Annotated in this window: 13 protein-coding genes; 5 read left to right on the top strand and 8 right to left on the bottom strand. The window is 62.5% G+C overall.

The window, feature by feature from the left end; translation table 11 throughout:
• Positions 1-66 precede the first annotated feature (66 nt).
• The 5 genes from AC57B6_RS24220 to AC57B6_RS24200 all read right to left on the bottom strand — a co-directional run bounded on the left by AC57B6_RS24220 (position 67) and on the right by AC57B6_RS24200 (position 4697).
• Entirely contained in the window at positions 67-726 is a 660-nt protein-coding gene (locus AC57B6_RS24220) for an amino acid ABC transporter permease (protein WP_028194292.1), read from the bottom strand.
• A gap of 4 nt (positions 727-730) precedes the next feature.
• Entirely contained in the window at positions 731-1402 is a 672-nt protein-coding gene (locus tag AC57B6_RS24215; protein WP_030099274.1) for an amino acid ABC transporter permease, read from the bottom strand.
• A gap of 10 nt (positions 1403-1412) precedes the next feature.
• Positions 1413-2276, bottom strand: coding sequence for an amino acid ABC transporter ATP-binding protein (locus AC57B6_RS24210; RefSeq protein ID WP_454808121.1), 864 nt, complete (start codon positions 2274-2276; stop codon positions 1413-1415).
• 33 nt (positions 2277-2309) lie between these two features.
• Positions 2310-3188: a substrate-binding periplasmic protein gene (locus AC57B6_RS24205; RefSeq protein ID WP_235430105.1), complete on the bottom strand. Its 879-nt coding sequence runs from the start codon at positions 3186-3188 to the stop codon at positions 2310-2312.
• A 579-nt stretch (positions 3189-3767) separates the two neighbouring features.
• On the bottom strand, positions 3768-4697 hold the full coding sequence (locus AC57B6_RS24200) for a LysR family transcriptional regulator (RefSeq protein WP_496422242.1): 930 nt from the start codon (positions 4695-4697) through the stop codon (positions 3768-3770).
• Between the two features lie 143 nt (positions 4698-4840).
• On the opposite strand from AC57B6_RS24200, the gene AC57B6_RS24195 reads away from it, so the two are divergent.
• Positions 4841-5596: an SDR family NAD(P)-dependent oxidoreductase gene (locus AC57B6_RS24195; protein ID WP_028194296.1), complete on the top strand. Its 756-nt coding sequence runs from the start codon at positions 4841-4843 to the stop codon at positions 5594-5596.
• Between the two features lie 385 nt (positions 5597-5981).
• On the opposite strand, the gene AC57B6_RS24190 is transcribed toward AC57B6_RS24195, so the two are convergent.
• From AC57B6_RS24190 to mdlC, 3 genes are all read right to left on the bottom strand, one after another.
• Entirely contained in the window at positions 5982-7253 is a 1272-nt protein-coding gene (locus tag AC57B6_RS24190) for an MFS transporter (RefSeq protein ID WP_496422441.1), read from the bottom strand.
• A gap of 364 nt (positions 7254-7617) precedes the next feature.
• A complete protein-coding gene (locus AC57B6_RS24185; RefSeq protein WP_496422241.1) occupies positions 7618-9069 on the bottom strand; it encodes an aldehyde dehydrogenase in 1452 nt (483 codons plus the stop codon).
• 54 nt (positions 9070-9123) lie between these two features.
• On the bottom strand, positions 9124-10743 hold the full coding sequence (gene mdlC, locus AC57B6_RS24180) for a benzoylformate decarboxylase (protein WP_496422240.1): 1620 nt from the start codon (positions 10741-10743) through the stop codon (positions 9124-9126).
• A gap of 102 nt (positions 10744-10845) precedes the next feature.
• Here mdlC and AC57B6_RS24175 point away from each other — a divergent pair, with 102 nt between their 5' ends.
• The 4 genes from AC57B6_RS24175 to AC57B6_RS24160 all read left to right on the top strand — a co-directional run bounded on the left by AC57B6_RS24175 (position 10846) and on the right by AC57B6_RS24160 (position 15370).
• Positions 10846-11754, top strand: a complete 909-nt coding sequence (locus AC57B6_RS24175; RefSeq protein WP_496422239.1) for a LysR family transcriptional regulator — start codon at positions 10846-10848, stop codon at positions 11752-11754.
• Positions 11755-12572: 818 nt separating this feature from the next.
• Complete coding sequence (locus tag AC57B6_RS24170) at positions 12573-13937, top strand: MFS transporter (protein ID WP_052660611.1); 1365 nt, start codon at positions 12573-12575, stop codon at positions 13935-13937.
• 37 nt (positions 13938-13974) lie between these two features.
• Positions 13975-14880: a hypothetical protein gene (locus tag AC57B6_RS24165; protein WP_406868937.1), complete on the top strand. Its 906-nt coding sequence runs from the start codon at positions 13975-13977 to the stop codon at positions 14878-14880.
• 58 nt (positions 14881-14938) lie between these two features.
• Complete coding sequence (locus AC57B6_RS24160) at positions 14939-15370, top strand: GlcG/HbpS family heme-binding protein (RefSeq protein WP_144192387.1); 432 nt, start codon at positions 14939-14941, stop codon at positions 15368-15370.
• Positions 15371-15398: the final 28 nt, after the last annotated feature.

Genomic DNA, 15398 nt, shown 5'->3' with positions numbered 1-15398 from the left:
GCCTGAGTTCGTGCCTGATTCTCGATCGGAAGCGGCGTCGCCGCCCCTGTCCATGTCCCTGCCCGCCTAGAAGCGCTTCAGCACTTTTCGCTCGATCCTGCCGACGCAGCGCGTGAGCGGAAACGCGACGACGAAGTAGATGAGCGCCGTTGTCGTGAGAACTTCAACTGGACGCGCGCTCGTATTGGCAATGTTCTGGCCGACGAACATCAGGTCCGCCATGCCGAGCGCGGACACCAGCGCACTCTCCTTGAACAGGCTGACGATGTTCGACAGCAGCGGCGGCATCGCACGCACGAAAGTCAGCGGCAAGATGACATGGACGATGCGCGTCATCCGGCCAAGACCCAGCGCCACGCACGCGTCGAGCTCTTCCTTGCGGATCAGCGCGAGGGAGCCGCGGAACGTTTCGCACGTAATCGCGCCCATGTACAAGGACAGCGCCGTCAGCGATGCGGCGACGATGCCGACGTCGACGTGCAGCAGAAGCGGCAGGCAGAAGAAGAACCAGAACAGTTGCACGAGCAACGGTGTGCCGCGGAACAGCTCCACATAGCCGGCCGCCAATGCGCGCACGGGCGCGCTGCCGTAAGTGCGCAACAGGCTCGCAATGAACCCGAGCACGATGCCCGCAATCGACGCGCCGACGGTCAGCTTCAATGTGAGCGCGAGCCCGGCGAGCAGAGGGTCGATGTATCCGAGAAGAAACAGAAAATTGAATTTCATACCGTTACACCGAATAGCGCAGCGCACGCCGGCGTTCGACGCCCCGAAGAATCTGGGCAACAGCCACCGATACGGCCAGGTACAGCAACCCTACTGTCGTAAAGACCTCGAGCGGCCGGTAGGTGTCGGACGCCAGTTCCTTACCGCGATACATCAGTTCCTGAATCGCCACGACGGAAAGCAGCGAGGTCTGCTGCAATGCTGAAATACCGTTCGTCACGAGTACCGGATAGGCGCTTCGGAACGCATGCGGAAGGACGATATGGATGGCGCGCTGAAACGGCGACAAGCCGAGCGCGATACCCGCGTCATGTTGTTCGCGCGGCACCGACTGAATGCCGGCACGGTAGGCTTCCGCGTTGAAGGCCGTGAGATTGAGCGAGATGACGAGGACGCCCATCGTCACCGGTGTCAGAAATACGTTGAAGATGATCGGCACGCAGTAAAAGAACCACACCACCTGGACCAGCGCGGGCGTGCAACGAAAAAATTCGACGAATGCAGAAACCAGCATACGGATCAGCCGCGAGCGGGCCTGCGACAGCAGGCCAACCCCGAACCCTGCCACCACGCCGATTGCGTTCGCACACAGCGCGATCAGGAAAGTGATCGCGAGACCCTGACGCAGTGCGTCGAGCCCCGACGAGATCGACGAAAAGTCGAAGGAGTAAGTCACGCTGGCACTCCTAGTCAATGTGCAGGACGTTGTTCAGAAATTCCCGGGTCCGCTCATGCTGCGGGTTCCTGAACAACTGCTCGGGCGTACCCGACTCGACGACGACGCCGTCCGCGCAGAAGAGAATCCGTGAGGCGACCTTCTTCGCGAACCACATGTCGTGCGTGACCATGATCATCGGCATCGCGTTCGCGGCCAGTTCCTGAATCACCAGTTCGACTTCCGCGACCAGTTCCGGGTCGAGTGCCGACGTGACCTCGTCGAACAGCATGAGCTTCGGGTCGAGCATCAACGCGCGCGCGATCGCCACGCGCTGCTTCTGGCCGCCCGAGAGCTGGGCCGGATAGGCGCGTGCCTTCGCTGCGAGACCCAGCCGTTCCAGAAGGTGGAGCGCGCGCTGTTCAGCCGAGTTGCGCGACTCCCCTTGTGTCTTGCATGGGGCCAATGTGAGATTGCGCAGCACATCCAGATGCGGGAAAAGCGTGTAGTGCTGAAACACCATGCCGATCCGCTTGCGAATCGCCAGATCCATGCGGGTTTGCCGGGATTTGGGATCGAAAGACAGATAGCGCTGACCGTCGAATTCGACGCTCCCGCCGTCGATCGTCTCAAGGCCCATCAACACGCGCAGCAACGTGCTTTTGCCGCCGCCGCTCGGGCCGATTACGACGAGCCGGTCGTCGTGTCGCATGTCGAAATCCAGCCCTTTCAACACCCGCAGAGTGGGACTGTATTGCTTGCACAGCCCTCGCATCCGGACCAGCGGTTGTACGCCGCCGTATGCGGGTGCATCTGCCGGGTTGAAGCCGTCCCGCGACGGTGCTGCTTCCCTCTCGTCCATGGTTTGCCGGCCCACCTTCATCACTTGTTCCATTTGCTTTCCTCGCAACGGCTGCGCGTCATCAGCTTATTGCTTGACCGACTGCGCAGCCTGCTTGACCGCGGCGTCCACGCTTGTCTTCACGAAACCCATCCGGGTCTGCTGCTCGATAAACTGGTTGAGCAGATTCAGGTCGGCAGCAGTGAAGCTTTTGTTCAGGCCAAACGCGACGTCCTGCAGATTGAACGAAGGAGTCGCGCGGAAAATCTCGGCCCAGTCGGGATGCGCCGCCTGGAAAATCAGATTCGCGTCGGATTGGTCGGCCAGCAGATCGGCGCGATGGGAAATCACTGCAAGACGCGTGCTGTCTGCATCCGGCAGACGGAGGATTTGCGCCTGTTTGATGGCCGGCGTGATGGCCTTGTCGTCGGTGGTTCCCTGCACCACCGCGATCACGATGCCCGGCTTGTCGATGTCGGCCACCGACTTGATCGGCGTCGGCAACTTGGAATCGGTGCGGCTGTACACGAAGTCCGTATCGTTGCGAACCACCGCGGTCGAGAAGTTGATCACCTGTTCCCGAACCGGCGTACGGTTGATGGCCATCGCCAGGTCCCACTTGTTCGTTTGCAGCCCCGCGACCATGTTGTCCCACGTCGTATCGACGAAGCGGACTTTCACCTTCAGTACGCTCTCGCCGAACTTGCGGCACAGATCGCTAAAGGCACCGGAGTAATCGCCGGTTTTCGGATCGCGCACGACGAACGGCGGCGCCAGCGCCGCGCCGCAGCGCAGTTCGCCGGCTTTGCGGATCGACGCAAACGTGGTTTCTTCCGCACTGGCGGGCGCCATCGCGCTGCCGATTCCGCTCGCAATACACACACTCAGCACAATCGACTTCAGGATTGAGCGCAGGGTCTTCCGCTCGAAAATCGATTGCGCCTCAGCAGGATGCATGGTCTTCATGATAGTCGTAGGTTCCAAAGAATGAACACAGGTGCACGGGTTCGAAGGCTCTGTATCCGGGTCGCGCCGCGCCTTCCCGGCGCGACGCTCCCGACGCTTTTTCAGCCTATTCGTCTGACGTGGTAATCGATTACACAAAATACTGAAAAACACACGATGATCTGCGTGCTCCGCGCTGGTGACCTAGCGCTTGCTGCTCTTGGCGCATCCGGAGTGCGTAAAACCATGCTAGGTGAAAAAAAAATGCGTGTAAAGGATTACACGCATCCGTAGATACGAGCATTCGCCGGCAACGGTTGATACCAAGTTAAGCCGCTTCCCTCCCGCTTGGACTAGAACTGTTCGCGCCAAAGCGCCGCAGCGTACCGGGCTCGCGGTCACCGCGCGGTTCGGCGTGCTGTACGGCAGCGCGCTGCGCACGATGTCGGCGGCCCGCTCACAAAGCGGCACGCGGGCTCGCTGCACGATCGACACTCGCCTCGTCAAAAGGCAAGCCGCACGTTACGCCCGCCGGACCAATTACGTCGAACGCGTCCACTGGCGGCAAACCCAGAATCACGATCCGCTTGCGCGCAGTGCCTATGCGTGGGACGGCGCGGGCGTGCTGTCGTACGGTCTGAAGACTTCGATGACCCAGTCGACAAATACCTTCAGACGGGCGCTGTTGTACTTCGATTGCGGGAAGACGATATGCATCGGATGGAGTGGCCGCTTCCAGTGCGGCAGGACCTGGACGAGATCACCGTTTTTCAGCCACGGCTGCGCCATGAACGAAAAAGTCTGTCCGACACCAAGTCCGCTTACCAGCGACGTGAGATGAGCCGTGCTTTCGTTCACGAAGACGCCTCTCGCTCCTTTTGGATCGACGGTGATCGTTTCGTCGCCCTGCTCGAAAAGAAGGGGGAATACTCGACCGCTCAACGAGGAAAAATAGCCCACCACTTCATGACGTGCGAGCAGATCGTCGGGATGCGATGGCGTGCCGCGTTCGGCGAGGTAGCTCGAGCCGGCATACGTGCCCCATTCGAGCCCCGCGAGGCGCCGCGCGACGAGCGACATATCGGTCAGTTCACCGCCACGGATCACACAGTCAACGCCCTCGCCGATCAGGTCGACCTGACGGTCGCTCACGCCAACGTCAAGCTGGATTTCCGGGTAACGCTTGCGGAACGCGGGCAGGTGTGGAAGAAGGATCAGGTTGGCGAGAGAGGAGCCGATATCGACACGGATCCGACCGCGTGGATTGCCGTGAGAGTCCGCAAACAGACCATCCATCTCGTCGATGTCGGCGAGCAGCTTGACCGCGTTGTGATAGTAAACCTGGCCTTCTTCTGTCACCACTACGCGACGGGTTGAACGCTGGAAGAGCCTCACCCGAAGATGGGTTTCCAGTTCCTGAATGAGTTTGGAGACCGTGGCGCGCGGCACGTTCAAGGCGTCGGCCGCCTTGCTGAAGCCCCCCGATTCGGCAATCCGTACGAAAACGCGCAGTGCTTGCAGCTGATCCATTGATTCTTCCTCATAGCAGATGAGCCTTTAGCTTAACGATTATCCATGTACGTGGAAAATCAATTCGCTGTAGCGGGGTTTATTCGTGTCTCATGGACGTCTATCGTTACTTCCATCAACACTTAACAACCCGGAGCAAAATCATGAGCAAAAAACTGGAAGGTAAGGTAGCCCTCGTCACTGGCGGCACCAGCGGTATTGGCCTGGCGGCAGCAAAAGACCTCGCCGCGGAAGGTGCGAAGGTGTACATCACAGGGCGCCGGCAGGCCGAACTGGAAGCTGCAGTTGAAGCGGTCGGGCACGGTGCTCTCGGCGTGCGGGGTGATGTCACCCGCCCCGAGGATCTCGACGCACTTTTTGCAGAGATTCGAAAGAACGACGGTCGTCTTGACATTCTCTACGCCAACGCAGGTGGCGGCACGATGGCGCCGCTGGGCGATATCTCCGAGCAACATTTCGACGACACGTTCAACCGCAATGTGCGCGCAGTTGTGTTCACAGTGCAGAAGGCACTTCCACTGATTCAAAAGGGTGGCTCGATCATCCTGACGGGGTCCATCGCGGGGTCAACCGGTACAGCGGCGTTCAGTATTTACAGCGCCTCGAAAGCGGCGGTGCGCGCTCTGGCCCGCAGCTGGGTGCTCGATCTGAAGGACCGCGGCATACGGGTGAACGTGGTAAGCCCGGGTTCGACGCACACGATTGGCCTCGCCGAACTCGGTGGCGATACCAAGGACGGTCAGGATGGTCTGCTTGGCTACCTGGCCTCGCTCGTGCCGATTGGCCGCCTCGCTGACCCATCGGAAATTGCCAGGGTCGTCACGTTCCTCGCATCGGACGATTCGAGCTTCATCAACGGCGCGGAGATTACGGCTGACGGTGGTCAGGCGCAAGTCTGATCGGCATGCTTAAAGTATGAGGTTGCTGCCGGACAGCGCAGACGATAATCCGCGAGCGCCTACCCGCCCGTGTGCGCGCTGTCCGCCGCCGCGATGACATGCGTTTCCGCTTTTCCGCGCACCGGGCAATAACTCGATGATGACTCGAAACACCCGCTTCTGCTTTTGATGACAATGGCGTGAATCGCAAGGACGTCGACCTCAGGCAGGCTCCGGCGGCTGGCGCGCGCCTTTGGAGAGTGCAGTCGCACGCTCGCACAACGCAACAAATGTGTGACGATACCAACCGCTCTTCAAGCCGTCCGATACGCTAAAGATTGACTGCTTCAGATAGCGGCGATCCGCATCTCCTGCCCGATCGCCGCAAGTCAGGACATTGCGCCCCTCAAACCCCCGGCCTCGGAATATGGCGCTTGACCACCGTCAGCGCGACCATCACGATCAACATCGCGATTCCGAGCATCCACAGGTACGACGATGCCCCGCCGGCCGTAATCACCACCGCACCCGCGAACGCGCTGGCAATCGCACCGAGCCGGCCGAACGCGAGCGCCGATGCGGTGCCGGTGGCACGCACACGGGTCGGATAAACATACGCACACAGCGCGAACATCGTCGACTGAACCGCGTTGACAAACAGTCCGTGCACGCCAAGACCGAGGATCAGCAAGCCGGTGTGATCGGAAATATTCACGCCGAGCAGCAGCAACGCGCTCGCCGCGCCACCCGCGCTACAGAGAATCAACGGCCAACGCGAGCCGGTGCGCGCAATCACCGCGGCGCACAGCAACGCACCCAGCACGCCACCCAGGTTGTACGCGGTGAGCCCCGCACCCGCCACCGATACCGACAGGCCCTGCGTGCTCAGCATGGTCGGCAACCAGCTGAACGCGCTATAGACGGCCAGCAGGCATAAGCAGAACGCGCACCAGATCGCCACCGTATCGCGCGCCAGACCTTCGCGGAACAGTGCGGTAAAACCCGTGTGTCTCTCGACGGCCTGTTCGCGCGAGTCGGTAAATACGCAGTTGCTTGCGACCGGACGCGACATCCGCCCAAGCAGGCGTTTGAGTTCCTGCCAGCGGTGCGGGTGCCGGGCGAGAAAGCGCGGCGACTCGGGCAACGTGAAGATCAGCAACACGCCGAGCGCGAGCGGCAGCACGCCGCCGATCATGAACAGCGCGCGCCATCCATACGTCAGCAGAATTTCGTGTGCGAACAATCCCGCCACCATGCCGCCGAGCGGCACGCAGACAATCGTCGCCGTGACGGCCAGGGTGCGGCGGCGAGCCGGCGTAAACTCCGCGGTCATGGTCGTTGAACTCGGCAACGCGCCGCCAATGCCGAGGCCGGCGATAAAACGCAGCACGGCAATCGTCACGATGCCGGGCGCAGAGCTGATACCGCAAGTGGCGGCACCGAATACCAGCACGCTGCCGATCACCGCCCAGCGGCGGCCAAAGCGGTCGGCCAGCAATCCGGCGCACGCACTGCCGATGCCCATGCCGATCAAACCGGCCGCGACCACCGGCGCAAAAGCCGCGCGTGTAACGCCCCATTCCTTGATCAGCACGGGAATTCCAAAACCGATCAACTGACTGTCGAACCCGTCCAGCACGATCGACAACGCCGCGAGCAGCACCACGATCTTTTGCATGGCGGTGTAAGGACCTTCGTCGAGCGCACGGCCGATGTCGACCGCGTGACGCCCCTCTCCGATTCCCGCGTGATTGCCGGCGAGCGACGCATCGGCCGGGCCGGCCGGTGGTACATAACTGGTCATGCAACTGTCTCCTGATATGTGCGCGCGATCTGAGCGCCGCGCTTTTGCCGTCATGCTTCGGGGTCACGCTTTGGGCTCAGTATGTGAGCGAGCGGCCGCCTTCTGACATTGCCATTTCGAGCAAAAGCCATGACATGTATGCATGGCTTTCGCGGCGCGTATCGTTGCGGCGCTCAACGGCACAAGGACACGTTGGGACACGCAAGAACATGCAGCGTCCGCAACGGCGCTCGTCCCTTCAGAACGGATAATGACGTGGCGTGGTTTGCACGGTCATCCAGCGCAGATCCGTGAATTCAGCAACGCCCGCCTGCCCGCCGAAGCGTCCAAAGCCGCTGCCCTTCACGCCGCCGAACGGCATTTGCGCTTCGTCGTGAACGGTCGGTCCATTGACATGACAGATGCCCGATTCGATGCGCCTTGCAACATTCATCGCGCGTGCTACGTCGCGGCTGAACACCGCCGATGAAAGCCCATACTCGTTGTCGTTCGCACAGGCCACGGCTTCGTCTTCGCCGTTGACGCGCACGATGCCCTTCACGGGCCCGAACGATTCCTCGCCATAAATACGCATCGCCGGCGTGACATGATCGAGCAGCGTGGCGGGCATCAGGGTGCTGTCCGCCTTGCCGCCGCAGACGAGCGTGGCGCCTTTGGCCAGCGCGTCGTCGATCAGCGCGTTGCAGCGTTCCACCGTCGCCATATCGACGACCGATCCCAACACCACGGGACCTTTGCGAGGATCGCCGAGCGGCAGGCCGCGCGCCTTCTGCGCGAGCTTTGCAACAAACTGATCAGCGATCCGTTCGTCGACGATGATCCGCTCCGTCGACATGCAGATCTGCCCGGAGTTGGCGAACGCGCCGAATGCCGCGGCATTGACGGCTGCGTCGAGATCCGCGTCGTCGAGCACGATCAACGGGGCCTTGCCGCCGAGCTCCAATACCGACGGCTTCAGATAGCGTGCGCAGGTGGCCGCGATAATCTTGCCCACGTGCGTGGAGCCCGTGAAATTGACACGCCGGACTTTCGGATGGGCAATCAGCGCCTCGACCACAGCGCCGGCGTCGGCCGGTGCGTTGGTGACGAAGTTCACCACGCCCTTGGGCAAACCCGCTTCCTGCAGCACTTCGATAATCAGGCCGTGCGTGCCGGGGCAGATCTCCGAACCCTTCAGCACGACGGTATTTCCACACGCAAGCGGCAGCGCAATCGCCCGCACCGCGAGGATCACCGGCGCATTCCACGGCGCAATACCGAGCACGACGCCAGCCGGCTGACGCACGCCCATCGCGAGACTGCCGGGCACATCGGACGGGATCAACTCGCCGCCAATCTGCGTCGTGAGCGCCGCGGCTTCCATCAATCCGCCAGCCGCGAGATGGACATTGAAGCCCGCCCACATCGCCGACGCCCCCGTCTCCGCGGCCATCACGCTGGCGAACGCCTCGCTGCGCGCCTCGAGGGCGTGCGCTGCTCTCATCAGCAGCGCACGGCGCTCGCCCGGCCCGAGCGCGGACCATGCAGGAAATGCCGCTGCCGCCGCATCAGCCGCGGCTACCGCATCGGCAACCGTGGCGGCGGGAGCGCGCGTCGCGACTTCGCCATCCAGCGGATTGCGACGCTCGAAGGTGGCGCCGTTACTCGCCTGCACGGCTGCGCCGGCGATCAGCATGGAAATACTCTGCATTGTGTTGTCTCCTGCGGAAAATTGTATGAATGCGGGCGCGGGGCTCGCTTAAGGTCAAGCCACGACGACTTCAACGAGCCTCGGTCCGGTTGATGCCAACGCCTCGCGCAAGACTTCATGCAAGCGTTCGGCATCGGTCACACGCGTGCCATGGCAACCCATGCCCGCGGCCAGCGCTACGAAGTCGAGTCCCGGCAGATCGGTGCCTTGTACAGGATCGTCCGGGCCAAAACCGAATTCCGGCGCGAAGTCCTGCAACGCGGCATAGCGGGAATTGTTCAGGATCACGAATGTGATCGGAAGTTTCATCTGTACGGCGCTGTAAATTGCCTGGGTCGAATACATGCTGGAACCGTCGCCGATCAGACCGATCACGCGCGTGCCGGGTTTCGCCAACGCCACGCCGACAGCAGCCGGCATGCCATAACCGAGGCCGCCGCTATCCATCGTGTAGAAAGTGCCGCTGCGCGTGAACGGCAGATAGTTCTGCATCACCGGCCGCGAACTCGGCGCCTCCTCGACCACGATATCGTCCGCGCGGCGCACCTCGGCGAGCGTCTGCAATGCGAAAGCCACCGACATCAACGCAGACGGCTCCGCGCGCGGACGTGCGGCGCGCGGCGCGGGCAACGGACGCGGTTTCGGTGCGGGCCGCGACAGCAGATCGGCGACGCCCAGGCGAATATTGCCGACCGCCGCTGTTCCGGTCGGCGCCCACGCCGCGATAGCCGGATCGTCGATCAACTGGCACAGCGTCGCGCCGGCCGGCAGATGCGGGCCGTGACCTTCGACGTGATACGTGAAGGCCGGTGCGCCGATCACGAAGATCAGATCGTGGCCGCCGAGCAGTTCGACGATCTTCTCGCGCATGGCCGGCAGGAAACCGGCGAACAGGCGATGGTCTTCAGGGAACGCGCAACGGCCGGTCATCGGCGCGACGAACACCCGGGCGTTGTGACGCTCAGCGAGGCTCACCACTTCGTCCCAGCCGCCGGCCCGGTCGACCGCGCCGCCCACCACGAAAGCCGGCCGTTCACAGGTATCGAGCGCCGCGCCGATCTGCTCCAGCACGAACGGCTCGGGCCGCGTCTCGTTACTGACTACGCGTGCCGGCACCGGCTGCGCCGCGCGGTCCCAATCGTCGACGGGAATCGACACCAGCACCGGCCCGCGCGGCTCCTGCATTGCCATGTAATAGGCCCGCGCGATCGCCAACGGTACGTCTTCGGCGCGCGCCGGCTCGATGCTCCATTTGACGTACGGCTTCGGCAATTCGGTGGCCTGGGTCGACGCGAGAAACGGGTCGAACGGCAGAATCGAACGGGCCTGCTGCCCGGCGGTGATCACGATCGGCGTGCGGTTGCGGAATGCGGTGAAGATATTGCCCATCGCATTGCCCACCCCCGCCGCCGAATGCAGATTGACGAATGAAGCGTTGCGGGTGGCCTGCGCATAACCGTCGGCCATGCCGACCACGACCGCTTCCTGCAAACCCAGCACGTAACGGAAATCCTGCGGGAAATCGCGGAACAACGGCAATTCCGTCGAGCCCGGATTGGCGAACACCGAGGTCATGCCCAAACGGCGCATGAGATCGATGACGGCGTCGCGCACGGTGAACGGCTTGGATTGAGCGAGTCCCAATGCATCTGAACGGGGCGCGTTGCTGGTCATGCCTGTCTCCTGTAGATGAGCGCCGTTTCTTGAAGGCCCATTATCGGAAGCCGGTGGTTAATTGAAAATTGCCTTTTTTGAGAAAAGGCATTACTTTTGCGCATGACTTTCAATCTTCAACAATTGCATGCGTTCGCCGCCATTGTGGCGAGCGGCAGCCTCGGCCGTGCCGCGGAAGTGCTGCATGTCACGCAGCCCGCGCTGAGCCGCACCATCAAACGGCTCGAGGATGAGGTCGGCGCGCCGCTGTTCGAACGGCACTCGAAGGGTATGCAGCTTACTGCGATCGGCAGCGCGCTGTTGCCGCACGCCACCCTGCTGCAACGCGAAGCCGATCACGCGCGCGAGGAAATCGACGCGATGCGCGGTCTCGCGAAAGGAACGATTCGCGTCGGCGCGGTGGCGAGCATTGCGACGCTCGTGCTACCGCTCGCGGTGAGCGGCGTGCTCGCGCGCTGGCCGAATCTGCGTGTGGAGATTATGGAAGGGGTGTGGGACCGTCTTGCGGACAGTCTGATGAAACACGAGATCGATCTCGCGCTCAGCATGGCGGTGCCCGACACGGATGAGATCACCGCGATTGCCGATTGCCGTTGGGAAGACACAAGCTATGTGGTCGCCGCGCTCAATCATCCGCTGCGCAACAAAGCCAATTTGTCGCTTGCCGACACGCTCGATCAGCAGTGGTGCGTCCCGCCGCGCGGGACGGGTCCGTTCGAGCATATGCAGCGCGTGTTTGCCGAGCACGGCTTCGGCATGCCGCCGATCGCCGTCGAGACGCGTTCGATCACGGTGTTGAAGAGCCTCGTGACGCGCGCGGGGTTTCTGAGCTGGATGGCCATGCCGATGTACGACACCGAAAGCGCCGCCGGCGTGTTCGATACGCTGCCGATTCCGGGCCTCGTCGCACGCCGCACGTTAACGGCGTTTCGCCGCCGTCAGGGGATTTTGCCGAGTCCGGCAGTGAAGTTACTGGAGCAGCTTCGGCTGCTGACCGCGTCGCAGAATTGACCGCACGTGCGCGCGCTAAGACGGTGCTGGAAAATCGCTCGGCTTTCAGACGCACAGTTCCGAGTTCCGTTTGCCGGGCGCCTCCCCGCAGCGTGAATCGATACACTGCGCGAGCAGTGGAATGGACTCCCGAAACTGACGACCAGATTGCGGCGCCTTGTCAAGATGACGGTTGCAGACTGCCTTCCTGGTAAAATAGTAGGTATCCTTATTAGATAGCTTATGAGATGCGGCAGTGGCAGCCGAACCATGCTATGTGATGAAGCGTTCACCGACAGGAACAGCTCGTCGAGCAGCGGCAGATAGCCTATCGCGAAGTCGATCTGCCCGATTTCGAGCGCCTGGGCCAACTCGGTGCTGCCGAACTGGCAGGTTTCGACGCGCACTCCCGAATTTCCCTTACTGACGCTGGCAGGAAGACTGTCTTGCCGAAATCGATCACGTGAATCAGTAAGGTCCGCCGTCTGCTTGTCAGCTGGTCGGGTCGAAACTCAAACCCTCGTCGAACGTTAACTGCAGTGCCGGACCGCGGCACGGCTCACGCTGCGCTCCACGTCGATCGCGTCGCATACCTCAAGTCAACCGAATAAATATTCATGCTGTCTATATGAAAAATATACCGCCCTGCATGGACACCGGCGCTATCGCTTCCTTAGACTGCGTGCGTTGCTTCGTTTTTTACCCAACAAAGGCCTCAAAGCAAATCGCGTAGCAAGGCACGCGGATACGGTAGCGGTCCATCAGTCAGCCAGTAAAGCCGGTCATAAAAATCGCTCGCATCGCGCACACAGCCCGTATTGCGATGCACAGGAGGGGACATGAACACGACAAATCAGGTCGATCTGGAAACACTCATCAACTCGCAGCGAGTCGGGCGCTTCCAGATCCTCGTCATTGCGTTGTGCGGACTCGTCGCGATGATGGATGGCTTCGACATGCAGTCGATCGCGTTCATCGGGCCCGAGATCGCCGTCGCATGGCACATCACACCGCGCGTATTCGGCTTCATTTTTAGCGCCGGCCTGCTCGGCGGGCTGGTAGGCGCCGTGCTGTTCGGCCGCATCGGCGACAGTCGGGGCCGCAAGGGCGCGTTGCTGGTCACGCTGCTGCTCGTGAGCATCGGTTCGCTGCTCACGCCGTTTGCGTCGTCGATTCCCGGCTTGATCGCTGCGCTCGCGTTCACCGGCCTCGGGCTGGGTGGCGCGATGCCTAACTTCATCGCGCTGGCATCCGAATACTCGCCCGGCCGCAGAAGGGCCTCGCTCGTCGCGATGATGTTCTGCGGCTTTCCGCTGGGTGCCGTAGTCGGCGGCTTCATCTCGGCGCGGCTGATTCCGCTGTTCGGCTGGCAAAGCGTCTTCTTTACGGGCGGCGCGTTCTCGCTATTCGCGCTGGTGGTGGCCATCGCGTTCATTCCCGAATCCGCGCGCCTGCTGGCTTTGCGCGGCAAGCGCGACAAGGTGCTGCCGATCCTCGAGCGGATGGGCTGCGCCGCCGCATGGAACGGCGAAGTCGGCGCCGCCACGGGCGGCCGCGTGTCGGTGCGCAGCCTCTTCAGCGACGGACGCGCGCGGGGCACGCTGCTGCTGTGGATCGCGACCCTTCTCAGCATGTGCATGCTGTACATGCTGATCAACTGGATCCCGATGATGGCTCGGCGCAGCGGCCTAAGCATAGAAAACGCGGTGATCGCGGTGGCGATGCTGAATCTCGGCGGCATCGTCGGCAGCACAACGCTCGGGCGCGTGTCCGACGCGCTCGGCCGGCCCGCGATCGTGGTCGGCAGCGCGTTCTCTATCGGCGCGCTCGTGATCGCATTGATCGGCTACGCGCTGCACTCGGGTCCTGGCGTGTGGGCTATCGCGGTGCTGGCCGGCTTCTTCAGCTACGGCGCGCAGCTCTGCACGGTTGCGCTCAGCGCAGCCTTTTACGACACCTTCTCGCGTGCAACCGGGATCGGCTGCTGCATGGCGGCGGGGCGGGTCGGCGCGATCGCCGGGCCGATCTTCGGCGGCATGCTGCTCGGTTCCGGCTTGGGAGCGCCGTCACTCTTCATGCTCACCGGCCTGACCTCGCTCGGTGCCGGCGTAGCGATCCTGACCATGGGAATCTTCGTGCTGAAAGGACGTCGGCGCGACCCGCACGGTGCCGACAGTCCGGCCGTCATCCGGCGCGCGACCTGAACCACACATAACCAACCATCAACCCGGAGCACCGCGAATGAAAATCGTCCCTTTCGTCAATTCAGACTGGGCCAGCGACCATCCACTCGGAACGATTCTGTTCAAGCACCTCTTGAGTGGCGAACCCGGCTCGCCCGACAACTTCATGTACGTCCTGGGCCGCCAGGATGGCGACTTCTCGATGCCGACGCATCGCCACAACTTCGAACAGATTCGCCTGCCTCTGCGTGGCGCGATGGATCACGGCCGCACCGGCGTGCTGCGCGAGAACGAGATCGGCTATTTCCCGGAAGGGCTCGCGTATGGACCGCAGAACGATCCGCTCGGCAACACGCCGCCCGGCGAGCGCATGCAGCTGGTGCTGCAGTTCGGCGGCGCGTCCGGCTATGGGTTTCTCGACATCGAACGGCGCCGCAAGGCCCGCGCAGAGCTAACCGCGATCGGCGAATTCAAGGGGCCGTTCTATCACTGGCCCGACGGCAGGAAGGACTGGGCGCTCAGTGCAATCTGGGAACGCGCGATGGGAAGCCGGTTGCGCTACCCGCACCCGCGTTACCGCCATCCGATCTTCATCAACCCCGAGTCGTTCAACTGGCTGGCGATGACGGGCACGAATGGGGTCACGCACAAGTTCTTGGGCGCGTTCTCCGAGCGCGGCGTGTGGATTGAGATGATCCGGCTCGAGTCCGGCGCCGTCTGGCGCTCTGCTGATCCGCGCGGCCGCCGGATCCTGACCGTGCTTGAAGGCGAAGGCACTGTAAAGGGACAACCGGTGGGCTATCTCGGCACGCTGCAGGTGGAATCCGACGAAACCGTCACCATCGAGGCCACGCAGGCGATGGAGCTCTTTCTCGTCGGCCTGCCGCCGGTCGAATTGCCCGGAAAGGAATCGGACCGCTACGACGAGGAGCCGATGCCGGACGAATCAACCGTGCACCAATGAGCTCCATCCGTAGCCAACTGGAACCACCCGAAACCATTTGAGGAATCGAGAAAAACCGATGCCAAGCCTGTCCCTTAGCGCCGCTTCACAGATCGCCGATACCGCGCTCACCCGCGCACGCGCGATCGACTGCAAACCGTTGACCGTCGCTGTGCTCGATCCCGGCGGCCATCTAATCGTGCTCAAGCGGGAGGACAACTCCGGCATCCTGCGCCCGCAGATCGCCCACGCGAAAGCCTGGGGCGTGCTCGGCATGGGCCACGGCGGCCGCCTGCTTGCGGAGCGCGCCGCGCTAGCGCCCGCGTTCTTCGCGTCATTGGGGGATATCTCCGGCGGCCGTATCGCGCCCGTTCCCGGTGGCGTGCTGGTGCGCGACAGCCATGACAACCTGCTGGGCGCGGTCGGCATCAGCGGCGACACATCCGACGTCGACGAAAGCTGCGCGGTGTTCGCGATCGAAAGCGTCGGCTTTAAGGCTATCTGCGACTGACGGCGGCCGGTTGCGGATCTGGCGGGTC

Source organism: Paraburkholderia sp. BGA-UO-ETr-F12 (assembly GCF_059567945.1).
This window is presented reverse-complemented; position numbering and strand designations above follow the sequence as displayed.